At 68.6% G+C, this 14982-nt stretch carries 15 protein-coding genes; 9 read left to right on the top strand and 6 right to left on the bottom strand.

Annotated features, from left to right (window positions below; translation table 11 throughout):
* Positions 1–13: 13 nt before the first annotated feature.
* From ACP7AB_RS11085 to ACP7AB_RS11075, 3 genes are all read left to right on the top strand, one after another.
* Positions 14–211, top strand: a complete 198-nt coding sequence (locus tag ACP7AB_RS11085; RefSeq protein ID WP_425991137.1) for a YnbE family lipoprotein — start codon at positions 14–16, stop codon at positions 209–211.
* Positions 212–228: 17 nt separating this feature from the next.
* A complete protein-coding gene (locus ACP7AB_RS11080; protein WP_425991139.1) occupies positions 229–588 on the top strand; it encodes a YdbL family protein in 360 nt (119 codons plus the stop codon).
* Positions 589–669: 81 nt separating this feature from the next.
* The gene (locus ACP7AB_RS11075) at positions 670–2730 is read left to right on the top strand and encodes an OPT family oligopeptide transporter (protein ID WP_425991141.1); all 2061 of its coding nucleotides are present in this window, start codon (positions 670–672) and stop codon (positions 2728–2730) included.
* Between the two features lies 1 nt (position 2731).
* Here ACP7AB_RS11075 and ACP7AB_RS11070 read toward each other — a convergent pair whose 3' ends face one another.
* A complete protein-coding gene (locus ACP7AB_RS11070) occupies positions 2732–3196 on the bottom strand; it encodes a hypothetical protein (protein WP_425991142.1) in 465 nt (154 codons plus the stop codon).
* A 10-nt stretch (positions 3197–3206) separates the two neighbouring features.
* Positions 3207–3665, bottom strand: coding sequence for a c-type cytochrome (locus tag ACP7AB_RS11065; RefSeq protein ID WP_425991143.1), 459 nt, complete (start codon positions 3663–3665; stop codon positions 3207–3209).
* 179 nt (positions 3666–3844) lie between these two features.
* On the opposite strand from ACP7AB_RS11065, the gene typA reads away from it, so the two are divergent.
* On the top strand, positions 3845–5677 hold the full coding sequence (gene typA, locus ACP7AB_RS11060) for a translational GTPase TypA (RefSeq protein WP_425991144.1): 1833 nt from the start codon (positions 3845–3847) through the stop codon (positions 5675–5677).
* 85 nt (positions 5678–5762) lie between these two features.
* Here the strand turns inward: typA and ACP7AB_RS11055 are convergent, their stop codons facing one another.
* Together ACP7AB_RS11055 and ACP7AB_RS11050 are read right to left on the bottom strand one after the other, a co-directional pair.
* Complete coding sequence (locus ACP7AB_RS11055; RefSeq protein WP_425991145.1) at positions 5763–6542, bottom strand: HesA/MoeB/ThiF family protein; 780 nt, start codon at positions 6540–6542, stop codon at positions 5763–5765.
* Between the two features lie 31 nt (positions 6543–6573).
* Positions 6574–6915 carry a BLUF domain-containing protein gene (locus ACP7AB_RS11050; protein WP_425991147.1) on the bottom strand — a complete coding sequence of 114 codons (342 nt, stop codon included), beginning with the start codon at positions 6913–6915 and terminating at the stop codon, positions 6574–6576.
* Positions 6916–7105: 190 nt separating this feature from the next.
* On the opposite strand from ACP7AB_RS11050, the gene hslV reads away from it, so the two are divergent.
* The 5 genes from hslV to ACP7AB_RS11025 all read left to right on the top strand — a co-directional run bounded on the left by hslV (position 7106) and on the right by ACP7AB_RS11025 (position 12431).
* Positions 7106–7660 (top strand): ATP-dependent protease subunit HslV, encoded by a 555-nt coding sequence (hslV, locus tag ACP7AB_RS11045; protein WP_425991149.1) that lies wholly within the window; start codon positions 7106–7108, stop codon positions 7658–7660.
* Between the two features lie 198 nt (positions 7661–7858).
* Complete coding sequence (locus ACP7AB_RS11040) at positions 7859–8734, top strand: DUF4440 domain-containing protein (RefSeq protein ID WP_425991151.1); 876 nt, start codon at positions 7859–7861, stop codon at positions 8732–8734.
* 19 nt (positions 8735–8753) lie between these two features.
* Positions 8754–10055, top strand: coding sequence for an ATP-dependent protease ATPase subunit HslU (hslU, locus tag ACP7AB_RS11035; protein ID WP_425991153.1), 1302 nt, complete (start codon positions 8754–8756; stop codon positions 10053–10055).
* Between the two features lie 75 nt (positions 10056–10130).
* On the top strand, positions 10131–11288 hold the full coding sequence (gene rlmN / locus ACP7AB_RS11030) for a 23S rRNA (adenine(2503)-C(2))-methyltransferase RlmN (RefSeq protein WP_425991154.1): 1158 nt from the start codon (positions 10131–10133) through the stop codon (positions 11286–11288).
* Positions 11289–11645: 357 nt separating this feature from the next.
* Positions 11646–12431, top strand: a complete 786-nt coding sequence (locus ACP7AB_RS11025) for a DUF3313 domain-containing protein (RefSeq protein WP_425991156.1) — start codon at positions 11646–11648, stop codon at positions 12429–12431.
* 41 nt (positions 12432–12472) lie between these two features.
* Here the strand turns inward: ACP7AB_RS11025 and argJ are convergent, their stop codons facing one another.
* Positions 12473–13873, bottom strand: a complete 1401-nt coding sequence (argJ, locus tag ACP7AB_RS11020) for a bifunctional glutamate N-acetyltransferase/amino-acid acetyltransferase ArgJ (RefSeq protein WP_425991158.1) — start codon at positions 13871–13873, stop codon at positions 12473–12475.
* Positions 13870–14874 carry a peptidylprolyl isomerase gene (locus ACP7AB_RS11015; protein WP_425991159.1) on the bottom strand — a complete coding sequence of 335 codons (1005 nt, stop codon included), beginning with the start codon at positions 14872–14874 and terminating at the stop codon, positions 13870–13872. The genes argJ and ACP7AB_RS11015 overlap by 4 nt, the downstream gene beginning before the upstream one ends.
* Positions 14875–14982 lie beyond the last annotated feature (108 nt).

Below are 14982 nucleotides of genomic sequence, written 5' to 3'. Positions count from 1 at the left end.
TGGAGACCGCCCGATGACCCCAACTTCCTCCCGCGCCGTTCGCCTCGGCCTCCTGGCCCTGGCCGCCTCGGCCATGCTGGGCGCCTGCACGCCGACGATCCGGCTGGAGGTCGCGCCGATCGAGATCTACGCCAAGCTGGACGCCGACGTGCGCGTCCGCCTCGACCGCGAGCTGCAGGACCTGCTGGCCGAAAATCCCAATCTGTTCTGATGGAAAAGAGCTTCTCCATGACCTTCCGAAAATTCTTCGTCATGGGCGCCGCCGTCGTCGCCCTGGGCGTTGCCGCGGGGGCCGCCCTCGCACAGACCCCGGCCCAGAAGTCGCTCATCGATGCGGCCAAGGTTGAAGGCGTCGTCGGCGAACAGGCCGACGGCTACCTCGGCATCCGCACCACCGCCGATCCGGAGCTCCGGAGCGCCATCACCGTCACCAACAACGCCCGCCGCCAGGTCTACGCCGCCAGCGCCGCAGATGTCGGCACCTCCACCGAGGTCGCCGCCGCCCGGATGTTCGAGAGCCAGCTCCTGCCGCGCATCGCGACGGGGCAGTGGTACCGCAACGCCTCGGGCCAGTGGGTGCAGCGCTAGGCGATACCTCTTCGGCGCCGCAGCGTTGCTAGCGGCGCCATTTCCGGCTTAGGTCTGCGGCTTCTTCGAGGGGACCGCCCGATGACCGATACGCCCGCCGCCGCCCCCGTTGCCGGGGCCACAAAGCGCGTCGAACTCACTGTGCGCGCCCTGATCCTCGGCTGTCTGCTGGCGGTCGTGTTCACCGCAGCCAATACCTATCTGGGCCTGAAGGTCGGGCTGACCTTCGCCTCGGCCATCCCGGCGGCGGTCATCTCCATGGCCATCCTGCGGGCGTTCAAGACCTCCACCATATGGGAGAACATGACCGTCCAGACCGTGGCCTCGGTCGGCGGAGCCATGAGCTCGATCATCTTCGTCCTGCCCGGCCTGGTCATGGTCGGCTGGTGGCTGGAGTTCCCGTTCTGGGAATCGGTGCTGATCTGCGTCTTCGGCGGCGTCCTGGGCGTCACCTTCTCCATCCCCCTGCGCCGCGCCCTCGTGGTCGAGGCCGGCCTGCCCTATCCCGAGGGCGTCGCCGCCGCCGAGGTCCTGACCGTCGGCTCGCGCGGAGCCGAACAGACCGACAGCGCCGTGCGCGAGAACAAGGCCGGCCTGCTGGTCGTCAGCACCGGTGCGATCGTCTCTGCGGGCTATGCCCTGCTGGTCGCCGGCCGGGTCTTTGCAGGCGAAGCCGCCAGGTTCATCAAGATGCCGGCGGCGCTGGGCGGCGGGGCCACAGGTCTCGGCTTCGGCATGCAGTTCGCCCTGCTGGGCGCCGGCCACCTGATCGGCCTGACCGTGGGCCTGGCCCAGCTGTTCGGCCTGATCGTGGCCTGGTTCATCTTCGTGCCGGTCATGACGTCGCCCGATTTCATCGCCTGGCTGTCGTCGCACGGCATCGCCTCGATCGCCTCGACCGTGCCTGTCGGCGCTTCTCCCGAGGAGCTGGCCGTGACGGTCTGGCGCAATGAGGTCCGCTTCATGGGCGCGGGCGTCATCGGCGTCGCCGCCATCTGGACCCTGATAAAACTGGCCGGTCCGCTGGTCGGCGGCCTGACCTCGGCGCTCGCCGCCAACCGCCGCCGCAACGCCGGCGAGGTTCTGGACCGCACGGAACAGGACATTCCGATCAATATCGTCGCCGGCCTTTCGGTCGCCTGTCTCATCGGCATCGGCGGCATCCTGGCCTGGTTCGCCCAGGGCAATCCGACCCTGGCGAGTTCGACCGTCCTGCTGGTCGCCGGCGGGCTCATCTATGTCGTGCTGATCGGTTTCGCCGTGGCCGCCATCTGCGGCTACATGGCCGGGCTGATCGGATCCTCCAACAGCCCGGTGTCGGGCGTCGGCATCCTCGCTATCGTCATCGCCTCCGTGCTGATGCTGGGCGTGCTGGCCATCGCCGGCCTGCCCGCCGATCCGTCGGTCGTGGCCTTCGCCCTGATCGTGACAGCGGTCGTCTTCGCCGTCGCCGTGATCGCCAACGACAACCTTCAGGACCTCAAGACCGGCCAGCTGGTCCAGGCCACGCCCTGGCGTCAGCAGACGGCCCTGATCGTCGGCGTCATCGCCGGAGCCATCGTCATCCCCCTGATCCTCAACCTGCTGAACAAGGCCTTCGGCTTCGAGGGCGGACCCGCCGGCATCGCTGACGAGCCGCTGGCGGCCCCGCAGGCCACCCTGATCTCGGCCCTGGCGCGCGGCGTCATCGGCGGCGACCTGCGCTGGGACCTGATCGGCATCGGCGCGGTGATCGGCGTGGTCATCATCGTGCTGGACGCGGTGCTGAACGCTTCGACCAAGGGCAGGGTCAAGCTGCCGCCCCTGGCCGTCGGCATCGGCTTCTACCTGCCGGCCGCGGTGACCACGATGCTGGTCATCGGCGCCGTCGGCGGCTGGATCTACGACAAGTCCATCAAGACCACCCGCTTCGCCGACGTCGGTCGCCGCATGGGCGTCCTGCTGGCCTCGGGCCTGATCGTGGGCGAGAGCCTGTTCCTGGTCATGACTGCCGGGGTCATCGTCGGCACCGGCAATGACGCCCCCTTCGCCATGCTGCCGGAAGGCTCGACCTGGCCGGCGATGCTGTCAGGGATCGCGGTTTTCGCGGTCCTGATCGTCGCCCTCTACGCCTGGGTGCGCGGCCGGGCGGCCAGGGTCTGAGTTAGACCTCAGTCGCGAAAGCCTGTGTCAGGAACCGCTTCCAGCCGGTCTTGACCCGACTTTCGACCGTGAAATGGAATCCGGGTTCGCCGTCGTCACGCGGCCAGTAGACCATGCGCGCCAGCCCGGCCTTCATCTGGGCCTCGAAGGCGATCGCGTCCGGATGGACGTCGGTCCCATCCGTCAGCCGCCCGGTCGACCGCTTGCCGTCGTTGGTGAAGGAGTGGAACGCCAGTGTCCCATCCTCGCCCTTTCCGAACAGGGCGACCTCGCGATAGGGCGGGCGGTCGCCCATCCGCCATTCCGCCTCCAGACGGATCCAGTCCTTGCCGAAGGCGGTGAAGGCGCGACTGCACGACATTCCGTGGGCCGGGGTCGAGCCCTCGCCCGCGCCCGTCGTGATCCACGCCCCGATCAGCGGTGCCATGGGGCCGAGCGCGCCCCGCCCCTTCTTCCAGCCGGACACGATCCCTGTCCTACGACCTGTAGGCGTCGTGGCAGGACTGGCACGAGGCCCGCACGACCATGAACTGGGCCTGGGCTCCGGCCGTATCGCCGGCGGCGATCAGTTCCTGGAGACGGGCGGCGGCGGCGGCGTAGTCGCCGGCCCTGGCCTCGAAGCCCGCGCGGTCGGTCCATATCTCGGGTTTGGCCTTGGTCGCGGCGCCGAGCGCGTCCGAACCGGTGCCGGCCGGGAACATTCCGGGCAAGGCGCGCGCCCAGCGGGTCAGGGCGCCCGAACTGAAGCCCATCGACTGGGCCGGAGCCCCGGCGTCGAGCGCCGCCTTGATCGCGCCCATGGTCACGCCGGACATCATCAGGGACGCTTGACGCGCCGCGACGATCTCGGCTGGAGACATTGCGTCCTCCTGAGCCCCCGCCGCACCGCCGGCGCACATCAGGGCCACGGCCCCCGCCACGATCAAACGTTTCATCCGCCCACTCCAGAGTCAGGTCCAAACGCTGCTCCCCGACCCGAAGCTTGTCAAACGGTCGCCATCTTGACCCGCTATGGCGTTTCGGCCGCCCAAGCTGTAAGAGGCGCGCGCTCCCCGCATGACGCCTCTAACGAGCGGCCACCGCATTGTCGGCCGCCTATTCGCATTGAAACAGAATGAACCTTCGCAACGTCGCCATCATCGCACACGTCGACCACGGCAAAACGACCCTGGTGGACCAACTCCTGGCCCAGTCCGGCGTCTTCCGAGCCAATGAGGCCCAGACCGAACGCGCGATGGACTCCAACGACCAGGAGAAGGAACGCGGCATCACCATCCTGGCCAAGTGCACCTCGGTGCTCTGGCACGGCAAGGCGGGCGACACGCGCATCAACATCATCGACACCCCGGGTCACGCCGACTTCGGCGGCGAGGTGGAGCGCATCCTGGGCATGGTGGACGGCTGCGTCATCCTGGTCGACGCTGAAGAGGGCGTGATGCCCCAGACCAAGTTCGTGCTGACCAAGGCGCTGAAGATGGGCCTGCGTCCGATCCTGTGCATCAACAAGGTCGACCGCGCCCACGCCGACCCGGACCGCGTCCACAATGAAGCCTTCGACCTGTTCGCCGCCATCGGCGCGACCGACGAGCAGCTGGACTTCCCGCACATCTACGCCTCGGGCCGGAACGGCTGGGCGACGATGGACATGAATGTCCCCAACGATAACCTGGCCCCGCTGTTCGACCTGATCGTCGAGCACGTCCCGCCGCCCAAGGTCGCCGAGAACAAGGACAAGCCGTTCCAGATCCTGAACGTGCTGATCGAGTCCGATCCGTTCCTGGGCCGTCTGCTCACCGGCCGTATCGAGAGCGGCAAGGCCGTTCCCGGCATGGCCATCCACGCCCTCGACCGTGACGGCAAGGAAATCGAACGCGGCCGCATTACCAAGGTGCTGGCCTTCCGCGGCCTGAAGCGCCAGGCCGTCGAGGAGGGCGCGGAAGCGGGCGACATCGTCGCTATCGCCGGCATGTCCAAGGCCACCGTGGCCGACACCCTGTGCGCCATGGAAGTCACCGATGCGCTTCCCGCCCAGCCGATCGATCCGCCGACCATCTCCATGACCGTCTCGGTCAATGACAGCCCGCTGGCCGGTCGCGAGGGCGACAAGGTCCAGTCGCGCGTCATCCGCGACCGCCTGCTGAAGGAAGCCGAAGCCAATGTCGCCATCCGCGTGACGACCAGCGAAGGCGGCGACGCCTACGAAGTGGCCGGTCGTGGCGAACTGCAGCTGGGCGTGCTGATCGAGAACATGCGCCGCGAAGGCTTCGAGGTCTCGATCTCGCGTCCGCGCGTGGTGTTCCAGGAGGGCCCGAACGGCGAGAAGATGGAGCCGATCGAAGACGTCATGATCGATGTCGACGACGAGTTCTCGGGCGTCGTCATCGAGAAGCTGTCGGCCCGCAAGGCCGAAATGACCGACATGGGTCCCTCGGGCGCCGGCAAGACCCGCATCAGCCTCAAGGCCCCGTCACGCTCGCTCATCGGCTATCAGGGCGAGTTCCTGACCGACACGCGCGGTTCGGGCGTGCTGAACCGCGTCTTCAGCCACTATGAAGGCTACAAGGGCGAGATCGCCGGCCGCCTGAAGGGCGTTCTGGTCTCCAACTCGGACGGCGACACCGCCGCCTTCGCCCTGTGGAACCTCGAAGACCGGGGCGTCATGTTCGTCGGCGCCGGCGAGAAGACCTATGAAGGCATGATCATCGGCGAGAACGCCCGCTGGGACGACCTCGACGTCAACCCGATCAAGGGCAAGCAACTGACCAACGTCCGGGCCTCGGGCAAGGACGAGGCCGTGCGCCTGACCCCGCCCCGCCAGATGTCGCTGGAACAGGCGATCGCCTACATCGGCGACGACGAACTGGTCGAGGTCACGCCCAAGTCGATCCGCCTGCGCAAGCAGATCCTGAACCCGTCGTTCCGCAAGAAGCGCGCGCGGCCTGAGTAGTATTCCTCCCCCATCGGGGGAGGGGGACCACGAAGTGGTGGAGGGGGCTCACCGCAGACGCCGTGTCTGAGGTTAGCCCCCTCCGTCACGTCGCGAAGCCGCTCCGCGCCACCTCCCCCGATGGGGGAGGATGGCCGCACACCGGACACCCCGGATCGGCCGTGACCTTCACCGTCCGGCTGGTGGCCGCGAGCCCATCGTAGAGCAACAACCGCCCGGTCAGCGGCTCGCCCGCCCCGGTGATGAGCTTGATCGCCTCCAGCGCCGCCATCGCTCCGATCACCCCGGCCAGAGCGCCCACGACACCAACCCGCGCGCAGGTGTCGGCGTCCGGCGGGGTTTCGGGCACCAGGCAGCGGTAGCAGGGCTTGCCGGCGAAAACGCCGACCTGACCGGTCCAGCGGCCAAGCGCCCCGGACACGAGCGGAACCCCTGCCGCCACGCAGGCTGCGTTGACCCGATAGCGGGTCTCGAAATCGTCGGCGCCGTCCAGCACCACATCCGCTCCGGCGATTACCGAGGCAGCGTTCTCCGCTGTCAGCCGATGATTCAGCGTCTCGACGCGGACATGGGGGTTGATCGCCTCCAGCCGGCCGGCCGCCGCCTCGACTTTCGGCCGGTCGATATCGGCCGTGTTGAACAGGATCTGGCGCTGCAGGTTGGACAGGGAGACGGTGTCGCCGTCGATGATACGCAGCGCTCCGACCCCCGCGGCCGCGAGATAGAGCGCCGCCGGTGAGCCCACCCCGCCCGCACCTACGAGGACCACGGTCGCGGCCTTCAGCCTCTGTTGGCCCGGGCCGCCGACTTCCGACAGGACCAGGTGGCGGGCGTAGCGTTCGACCTCTTCGGGGGAGAAACTCATGCGCCTCAAGTAAGCGCGAGAGGCTTCGGCGTCACGCAGCCAGTTTCAGTCCCACGATCTTCTCGGCCTGATAGCCGGTGATCCCGGCCAGATCGGCGAGGCCGACGGCGCCGATCATGGCGCGGGGGTCGTCGCACAGGGTCATCGGCTCGCAGAAAGACCGCGCGGCGATCGGCTTGTCGACCAGGACCCGCAGGCCTTTCATGCGGCGATCCTCCGTCAGGCGCCGCAGCAACCGGTCGACATCGACGCGATGTCCCTCCATGCCCATCAGGCACCAGCCATCAAGGAACATGAGGCCGCTGGTGATGTCATCGCGACGATTGTTGCGCTCTGAGATGCCGAGAATTTGCGCGAGCGACAGGGTCGACACACCAGTCGATCCGACGGTTTCGGCGGCAATGATCGCACGGTATAGCAAAGCTTAGCCTCGTTCTTGTTTGTTTGGGGCCTGATCATGCCGTTGTAACCCGTTACATGGCTAGAAATATGGCTAATTCCGAACGCTGTTTTTGCAGGGATTTCATCTTGCCCCGACGCATTTCGGTCGCCATCTGGTCGGGATGACCAAGACCTCCGACAGCTTTCCCGACTGGCACGGCACGACCATCCTGGCGGTACGAAAGGACGGCAAAACCGTCATCGCCGGTGACGGCCAGGTCTCGATGGGGGCCACGATCGTCAAGGGCGCGGCGCGCAAGGTCCGCACCTTGGCGGGCGGCCGGGTGCTCGCCGGCTTCGCGGGCGCCACGGCTGACGCCTTCACCCTGATCGAGCGGCTGGAAGCCAAGCTGGAGCAGTATCCGGATCAACTGGCCCGCGCCTGCGTCGACCTGGCCAAGGACTGGCGCACCGACCGCTACCTGCGCCGGCTCGAGGCCATGCTGCTGGTCGCCGACAAGGACGCCATCTTCACGGTCACCGGCGTCGGCGATGTGCTGGAGCCGGAATACGGCGTCGCCGCCGTCGGCTCAGGCGGCAACTACGCCCTCGCAGCCGCTCGGGCCCTGATCGACAACACCGACCTCGACGCAGAGGCGGTCGCGCGCCGGGCCATGGCCATCGCCGCCGACATCTGCGTCTACACCAACGGCAATCTGACGGTGGAGCGGCTCTAGCCTCGCTCAAGCAGCGAGGCAGAGCCTGTCCTCCGGCCGATCAGAGATCGGACCGGGGGGCGCGTCGAACGATAGCGACCAGGAATGAAGCCCGCTCAGGACCCCGATCAGGAATCGTCAGGCACGCGCGCCCCGGGGTTTCCGCGATTTAACGGGACATCCACGCCGATCCCGGCATGACTGAAGGCTGGAGTTCCCATGCCTCGTCTGATCGTTCTCGTCACCCTGCTGTTGGCCTTCGCCCGCCCGGTCACGGCCCAGCCGGCCGAGGCCTCGGCCATCGTGGCGGCCGAGCGCGCCTTCGCGGCCGACGGCCTGACCATGGGCGTCGACGGCTCCTTCCTGAAGTGGTCGACCGACGACGCGGTCATGATCGCCGGCGGAGCGCCGCGACTGGCGCACGACATTCTCGACCCCGCCGCCGTCTTCGATCCGGCCGCGCCGTCCCTGGTCTGGTGGCCGAACTGGGCGGGGATTTCGAAGTCCGGCGACCTGGGCTTCACCACCGGCGGGGTCGAGGTCGGCGGCGCACGCACCGGCCACTACTTCACGATCTGGAAGCGCCAGGCCGACGGCTCGTGGAAATGGGTCTATGACGGCGGGGTCGCTGCGAGCGCCGCCGACGTTCCCGGCCCCGGGACCGAACCCCTGCTGCTGCCCACCTCCATCCAGGAATCGTTCAGCCCGGATGCCGCGATGTCCGAGGTGCGCGCCGTCGAGGCCGTGCTGGCCGCCGCCGCAACGCGCGATCAGAAAGAGGCCCACCTGGCCCTGCTGGCCCATGACGGCCGCCTCTATGTCGCCCCCCTGCCTCCAGCGATCGGCGTCGGGGCCTTCCCCGCCGCGCTCGACGCCTGGCCGCGCCGTTTCGAGTTCAGCGCCCCGTTCGGCGGCGGATCGTCGGCTGCCGGCGACATGGTCTGGACCTATGGTCGCGCCCTGTGGACCCGCGACGAAACTCCGCTCGCCGGCCACTACGTCCACCTGTGGCAGAAGCGCTCGATGGGCTGGGTGCTGGTGTTCGCCCAGATCCTGGCGGATCCGCCGCCTCCGCCCCCTCCCGCTGCGGGCTGACAGAGACTATCTGCGGACCATGACCGATCTGTCTCCCCGCGAAATCGTCTCCGAACTCGACCGTTTCATCGTTGGCCAGCACGACGCCAAGCGCGCCGTCGCCGTGGCCCTGAGGAACCGCTGGCGCAGGAAGCGCGTGCCCGACGACCTGCGCGACGAGGTCACGCCCAAGAACATCCTGATGATCGGCCCGACCGGGGTCGGCAAGACCGAGATCGCACGTCGCCTGGCCCGCCTCGCCGGCTCGCCCTTCCTGAAGGTCGAGGCGACCAAGTTCACCGAGGTCGGCTATGTCGGCCGCGACGTCGACCAGATCATGCGCGACCTGGTCGAGGCCGCCCTGGTCATGGTGCGGGAGACACGCCGCACCGGCGTCCGCGCCAAGGCCGAGGCCGCGGCCGAGGAGCGGATTCTCGACGGCCTGGTCGGACCGGGCGCCCAGCCCGCGACGCGCGACAGTTTCCGCAAGAAGCTGCGCGCCGGCGATATGGACGACAAGGAGATCGAGATCCAGCTGGCCGACACCTCGTCCCCGATCCAGGGACTGGATGTCGGCGGCGGCGGCAACGTCGGACTGCTCAACCTTTCGGACATGCTGGGCAAGCTCGGCGGCGGGCGCACGAAATCTGTCCGCACCACGGTCAAGGACGCGGTCGCCCCGCTGGTGGCGGAGGAGAGCGACAAGCTGCTGGATCAGGACAGCCTGAACCGCGACGCCCTGCTGCTGGCCGAGAACGAGGGCATCGTCTTCATCGACGAGATCGACAAGGTCGCCGGTCGTCAGGATCGCGGCGGCGCCGACGTCAGCCGCGAAGGCGTGCAGCGCGACCTGTTGCCCCTGATCGAGGGCACCACAGTCTCGACCAAATACGGACCGGTGAAGTCGGACCACGTCCTGTTCATCGCCTCGGGCGCCTTCCATGTCGCCAAGCCCTCGGACCTGTTGCCCGAGCTTCAGGGCCGCCTGCCGATCCGGGTCGAACTCAAGGCCCTGACCCGCGACGACTTCGTGCGCATCCTGACCGAGCCCGAGGCCAACCTGATCCGTCAGAACCAGGCCCTGCTGGCCACCGAGGACGTGACCCTGACCTTCACCCCGGACGCGGTCGAAGCCATGGCGGATGCGGCGGTGGCGGCGAACGGGGCGGTCGAGAACATCGGGGCGCGGAGGCTGGTGACCGTGATCGAGCGGGTGCTGGAGGAGACCTCGTTCAAGGCCTCGGACCTGTCGGGCCAGACGCTGGTCTTCGACGGCGACGCAGTGCGCGACAAGGTCGGAGACCTGTCGAAGAACGCGGATCTGAGCCGGTTCATCCTCTGACCGACCGGCGCTGGCCTTAAATCCAGCCCGATCCGTGCTATAGGGGGCGTTCCCCTTCACCCAGGATCACCGCCCGTGAGCGTTACGCTCGACCTGTCGCGCACTTCTGCCCCGGCCAAACCGGCCCCCGTCAACCTCTCAGGTCTGACGCGCGCGGGCCTGCGCGAGGCGCTGATCGATGCCGACATCTGCCCGCCCGAGAAGGCGAAGATGCGCGCGTCCCAGGTGTGGAGCTGGATCCATCACTATGGCGTCACCGACTTCACGGCGATGACCAACATCGCCCGCACCGCCCAGGAGGCCATGTCCGGCGCCTTCACCCTGGCCCGCCCCGAGATTGTCGAGCGTCAGGTCTCCGCCGACGGCACGCGCAAATGGCTGATCCGCACGGCGCCGGGCATCGAGATCGAGACGGTCTACATCCCCGACGTCGGTCGCGCCGGCGCCCTGTGCGTCTCGTCCCAGGTCGGCTGCACCCTGAACTGCACCTTCTGCCACACGGGCACCCAGGCGCTGGTGCGCAACCTGACCGCCGCCGAGATCGTGGCCCAGGTCCAGGTCGCCCGTGACGACCTGAACGAATGGCCGTCGCCCAAGGAAGACCGCCGTCTGTCGAACATCGTCTTCATGGGCATGGGCGAGCCGCTGTATAATCTCGACCACGTCGCCGACGCGATCGACATCATTTCCGACAACGAAGGCATCGCCCTGTCGCGCCGCCGGATCACGGTCTCGACCTCGGGCGTCGTGCCCCAGCTCGACCCGCTCGGAACCCGCACCCAGGCCATGCTGGCGATCAGCCTGCACGCGACCAACGACGCCCTGCGCGACGTGCTGGTGCCGCTGAACAAGAAATACAATCTCGAAGCTCTGATGGCCGGCATCCGCGCCTATCCGGGTCTCTCCAACGCACGGCGCGTGACGTTCGAATATGTGATGCTGAAGGGCGTCAATGACAGCCCCGACGAGGCCCGCGCCCTGTTGAAGCTGATCGAGGGCATTCCGGCCAAGGTCAATCTGATCCCGTTCAACCCCTGGCCGGGCACAGACTATGAATGCTCGGACTGGAAGACGATCGAACGGTTCGCGGCCATCCTCAACAAGGCCGGCTACGCCTCGCCCATCCGCACCCCTCGCGGCCGCGACATCCTCGCCGCCTGCGGCCAGCTGAAGTCCGAAAGCGAAAAGGTCCGGGCGTCGACGCTCAGGAAGGCCGAGCAGGCGGCAGCCTGAGCGCTCCTGCAATGACCGCAGAATCGCGGCGAGGCCGAAACTGCAATCTCATGGCGAAAATCGAGTGGCGGTGAACGGCAATCTTTTGGCGACGTGAACCGCCGATACCGCCAATGCGCCAGCCAACACCGCCGTTCGCGCCAAAGCGCGGCGCCTCTCCTAGAGCGTTCGACGGGTGAGTTTCGGCGCCCTTGGAGCGCGGACCTCCAGGCCCGCTCTTCGGCGGCGCAAAGAGCGGACCTGGAGGTCCGCGCTCCTTTGAGTCCCTTTGACCGCCGAACGCTCCAGCGACAATCGGCCGGTGATCTTTTCAGTCGCTGCGGTGTTAAGCCGCCAACTCCTCTGCGGATACGCACCATGACCCATCGCCTTCTTCGAACCGCGCCCGTGATTCTGGCCGGCGCGTTTGCCCTCGCCGCCTGCCAGACGGCCCCTGCGGCCAACGGCGGCTTTTTGCAGAGCTACGATGGCCTGCAGACCAAGGAGGGCACGCTGCGCGTCTCGGTCAGGGACCGCCGCGACGACACGGCGGCGCAGGCCATCGAACGCGTCTTCGTCGAGCCCTCGGTGCTGACCGCCGGCGCGGCTGACGGCATCGCTCCGGCCGACGTGGCGATGGTGCTGGGCGAGGTGGATCGTCAGGTCTGCTACGAGGTCAGCGAGCGCTTCACCGTCGTGCCTGCTCCCGCCCCTGACGCCGCGCGCGTCCGCGCCGCCGTCACGCGGATCGTTCCGACCGAGCCGACGGGTTCCGGCGCGGCGGCGGTCGCCAACTTCTTCATTCCCGGCCCGATCGGCGTGCGTGCGCCCGGCACGACCGGAACCCTTGCCGCCGAGGCCGAGCTGATCGCTGTCGGCGGGACCCAGGTCGCGGCCCTGGCCTGGGCCCGCTCGGCCAATGTCGTGGGCATGGACACGCCGTCCCTGTCGCGGGTCGGTGACGCGCTGCAGTTCGCTGAATTGTTCGGAGACCAGGTCGGCGACAGTTTCGCGCCCAGGGATCGCAAGGTGCGCGACATCGCCACGCCCGATCCCTGCGAACGTTTCGGCCCCCGCAACCAGCCGGGCGGCTTCATCACGCGGGCCGTCACCGGCCTCTATGTGCCCCAGACCCAGGGCGTCAGGCCCCAGACACCGCAGTAGCTGGACGATTCCTCCCCCCATCGGGGAGGAATGAGCCGCGGTCAGCTGCGGTAGTCGCCGTTGATCTCGATGTAGCCCTTGGTCAGGTCGCAGGTCCAGACGGTGGCGGAGGCGCGGCCTGAACCGACGTCGACGCTGATGTCGATCTCGGCGTTCTTCATATAGGCGCTCATCTTCGCCTCGTCGTAGGTCGGGGAGACCGCGCCGTCGACCGCGGCGACATGGGGGCCGAAGCGGATGGCGAGGTGGTCGCGGTCGACCGGCTCGTCGGTCTTGCCGACGGCCATGACGACCCGGCCCCAGTTGGCGTCCTCGCCGGCAATGGCCGTCTTGACCAGGGGGCTGTCGGCGATCGACTTGGCGAGCTTGCGGGCCGAGGCGGGCGAGGCCGCGCCGTCAACGGTGACGCGGACGAATTTGGTCGCCCCCTCGCCGTCCCGGACCAGCTGGTGGGCGAGGTCGAGCATGACCTTGTCGAGGGCGGCCGAGAAGTCCTTCAGGCGGCGGTCGCCGACGCGGCCGATGCGCGGCGCGCCCGAGGCCCCGGTGGCGAACAGCAGGCAGGTGTCGTTGGTCGAGGTGTCGCCGTCGACGGTGACGCTGTTGAAGGTCGTGCGGACGTGCAGGCCCAGAAGCGCCCGCAGCACGGTCGGGTGGATGCTGGCGTCGGTGACGATGAAGCCCAGCATGGTCGCCATGTCGGGCGCGATCATGCCCGAGCCCTTGGCGATGCCGGCGATGCGGACCTTGAAGCCGTCGATGGTCGCCTCGGCATAGGATCCCTTGGGGAAGGTGTCCGTGGTCATGATGCCGCGACCGGCGGCGGCCCACTGCGCCGTGGGCGGGACGTCGGAATCGAGCTTCGTCTCGACCTCCTGCAGCCGGGCGGCGATTTTCTTGTCGTCCAGCAGGACGCCGATCACGCCGGTCGAGGCCAGCATGACGTCGCGCTGGCGGCAGCCGAACCGCTTGGCGACCTCGGAGGCCGTACGGCGGGCGGCGTCGGCTCCGGCCTTGCCGGTGAAGGCGTTGGCGCAGCCGGCGTTGACCACCAGGGCCCGGACGTCGAGCCCGCCTCCGGGCGCGTCGAGTTGTCGACGGCACCAGTCCACCGGAGCCGAGCCGACCTTGTGGCGGGTGAAGACGCCGGCGCAGGTCGTGCCGCGGGCGAAACGGAAGATCGTCAGGTCGTCGCGCTCATGCTTGTAGAAGCCCGCGCGGGCGGTGGTGATCTCGACCCCGCCGATGGGCGGAATGGCCGGGAAGGGCACGGCCAGCGGCGAGATTGTGAGGCCGGGTTTGCCGGGGGCGGCGGGCGGCGTCGTGACCGGCTGCGGCTGGGTAGCGCGCTTGATGGCCGAGGCCAGCGGGTCGAGGGCCTTTTCGATGGCGTGCTCGATGGCCTTGCCGGTCGAGCCGGGCTTCTTCGCGTCGTTGCTCACCGGGCGGCGGCTTTCGCAGGGGTCGCTGTGGACGGGGCGGCGGGCGTGGGCGTCGCGACCGGCGCGACCGCGGGCGCCGGGGCCGTAGCGGTCGGGGCCGTCGGGGTCGGACCAGCTGCAGGCGCGGCGGAGGCCGGTTCCTGGGGCGCGCCGCTCTCGGCGGCCAGCAGCACGTCGACCTTCGCCTTGCCGCGCAGTTCCTCAAGCAACTGACGCACGCCTTCATAGGTCAGGTAACGAACGATCTGGGGCCGGGCCTGATCGAGCGTCGGCGGGCTCTCGCGGCGCCGATCCTCGACCCGCAGGACAGCCCAGCCGCCCTCGGTCTGGAACGGGCCCACGGTCGAGCCGGCGGCGGCGTCACGCAGAGCGTTGGCATAGGCCTGGGGCATGACGTCGGCGGTGGAATAGCCGAGGTCGCCGCCGGAGAACCGGGTCGCCTCATCGATGGAGCGTTCCTGGGCGACGGCCTCAAAGCTGGAGCCCTGGCCCAGGATGCCGATGACGGCGTCCGCCTCGGGCTTCGTCCGCGACAGGATCAGGCGGACGCGGATCTCCTCCGAGGTGCGGGCGAGGCGAAGCTGCTCCTGGTAGAGGGTCTGGACGGCCTGGTCCGAGATGGCGCCGTTGACGACGTTCTCCACCAGCATGTCGCCGAGGATGCGCTCGCGGGTCGCCTCCAGCCGGCGCTGGGCCAGGGCGGAGTTGTCCAGGCCGCGGCGTTCGGCCTCGCGGGCCAGCAGCTTCTGGTCGATGACCTCGTCCAGCACCCGGCGGAACAGGTCCGAGGTGACGTCAAGGGGCTCACCCTCGCCGACCAGACCCTGGGCCACCGCCTCGCGCTTGACGTCGGAGGCCCAGATGGTCTGGTCCTGCACCTTGGCCACCGCCCGGTCGCCCGGTTCCGGCGCGCGATCGTCGCCCCCGCCGCGCCCGCAGGCCGCCAACGTCAGGACCAGGGCGAGGCCGAGGAAAACCAAAGGGTTGCGCGAATGTCGCATCGGACGCTCCGTCCCGCGTGAAGGGGTCCAAACGCCGGGCCGCAAAGCCCCTCGCGTTGACAGGGGTATGGCCGGTGCTTAAGTCCCGCCTGCGCCCAAGTCGAGGGG

The organism is Brevundimonas sp. TWP3-1-2b1 (genome assembly GCF_049896165.1).
Classification (GTDB): domain Bacteria; phylum Pseudomonadota; class Alphaproteobacteria; order Caulobacterales; family Caulobacteraceae; genus Brevundimonas; species Brevundimonas subvibrioides_B.
The sequence above is the reverse complement of the archived record's forward strand: the minus strand, read 5'-3'. Positions and strand labels throughout refer to the sequence as shown.

What these genes read in the sequence shown, in the direction of transcription:
- ACP7AB_RS11080 (WP_425991139.1), top strand. Translation starts at nt 229, where the DNA reads ATGACCTTCCGAAAATTCTTCGTCATGGGCGCCGCCGTCGTCGCCCTG.
- ACP7AB_RS11065 (WP_425991143.1), bottom strand. Translation starts at nt 3,665, where the DNA reads ATGAAACGTTTGATCGTGGCGGGGGCCGTGGCCCTGATGTGCGCCGGC.
- ACP7AB_RS11015 (WP_425991159.1), bottom strand. Translation starts at nt 14,874, where the DNA reads ATGCGACATTCGCGCAACCCTTTGGTTTTCCTCGGCCTCGCCCTGGTC.
- ACP7AB_RS11085 (WP_425991137.1), top strand. Translation starts at nt 14, where the DNA reads ATGACCCCAACTTCCTCCCGCGCCGTTCGCCTCGGCCTCCTGGCCCTG.
- ACP7AB_RS11075 (WP_425991141.1), top strand. Translation starts at nt 670, where the DNA reads ATGACCGATACGCCCGCCGCCGCCCCCGTTGCCGGGGCCACAAAGCGC.
- hslV (WP_425991149.1), top strand. Translation starts at nt 7,106, where the DNA reads ATGACCAAGACCTCCGACAGCTTTCCCGACTGGCACGGCACGACCATC.
- hslU (WP_425991153.1), top strand. Translation starts at nt 8,754, where the DNA reads ATGACCGATCTGTCTCCCCGCGAAATCGTCTCCGAACTCGACCGTTTC.
- ACP7AB_RS11025 (WP_425991156.1), top strand. Translation starts at nt 11,646, where the DNA reads ATGACCCATCGCCTTCTTCGAACCGCGCCCGTGATTCTGGCCGGCGCG.
- ACP7AB_RS11055 (WP_425991145.1), bottom strand. Translation starts at nt 6,542, where the DNA reads ATGAGTTTCTCCCCCGAAGAGGTCGAACGCTACGCCCGCCACCTGGTC.
- ACP7AB_RS11040 (WP_425991151.1), top strand. Translation starts at nt 7,859, where the DNA reads ATGCCTCGTCTGATCGTTCTCGTCACCCTGCTGTTGGCCTTCGCCCGC.
- typA (WP_425991144.1), top strand. Translation starts at nt 3,845, where the DNA reads ATGAACCTTCGCAACGTCGCCATCATCGCACACGTCGACCACGGCAAA.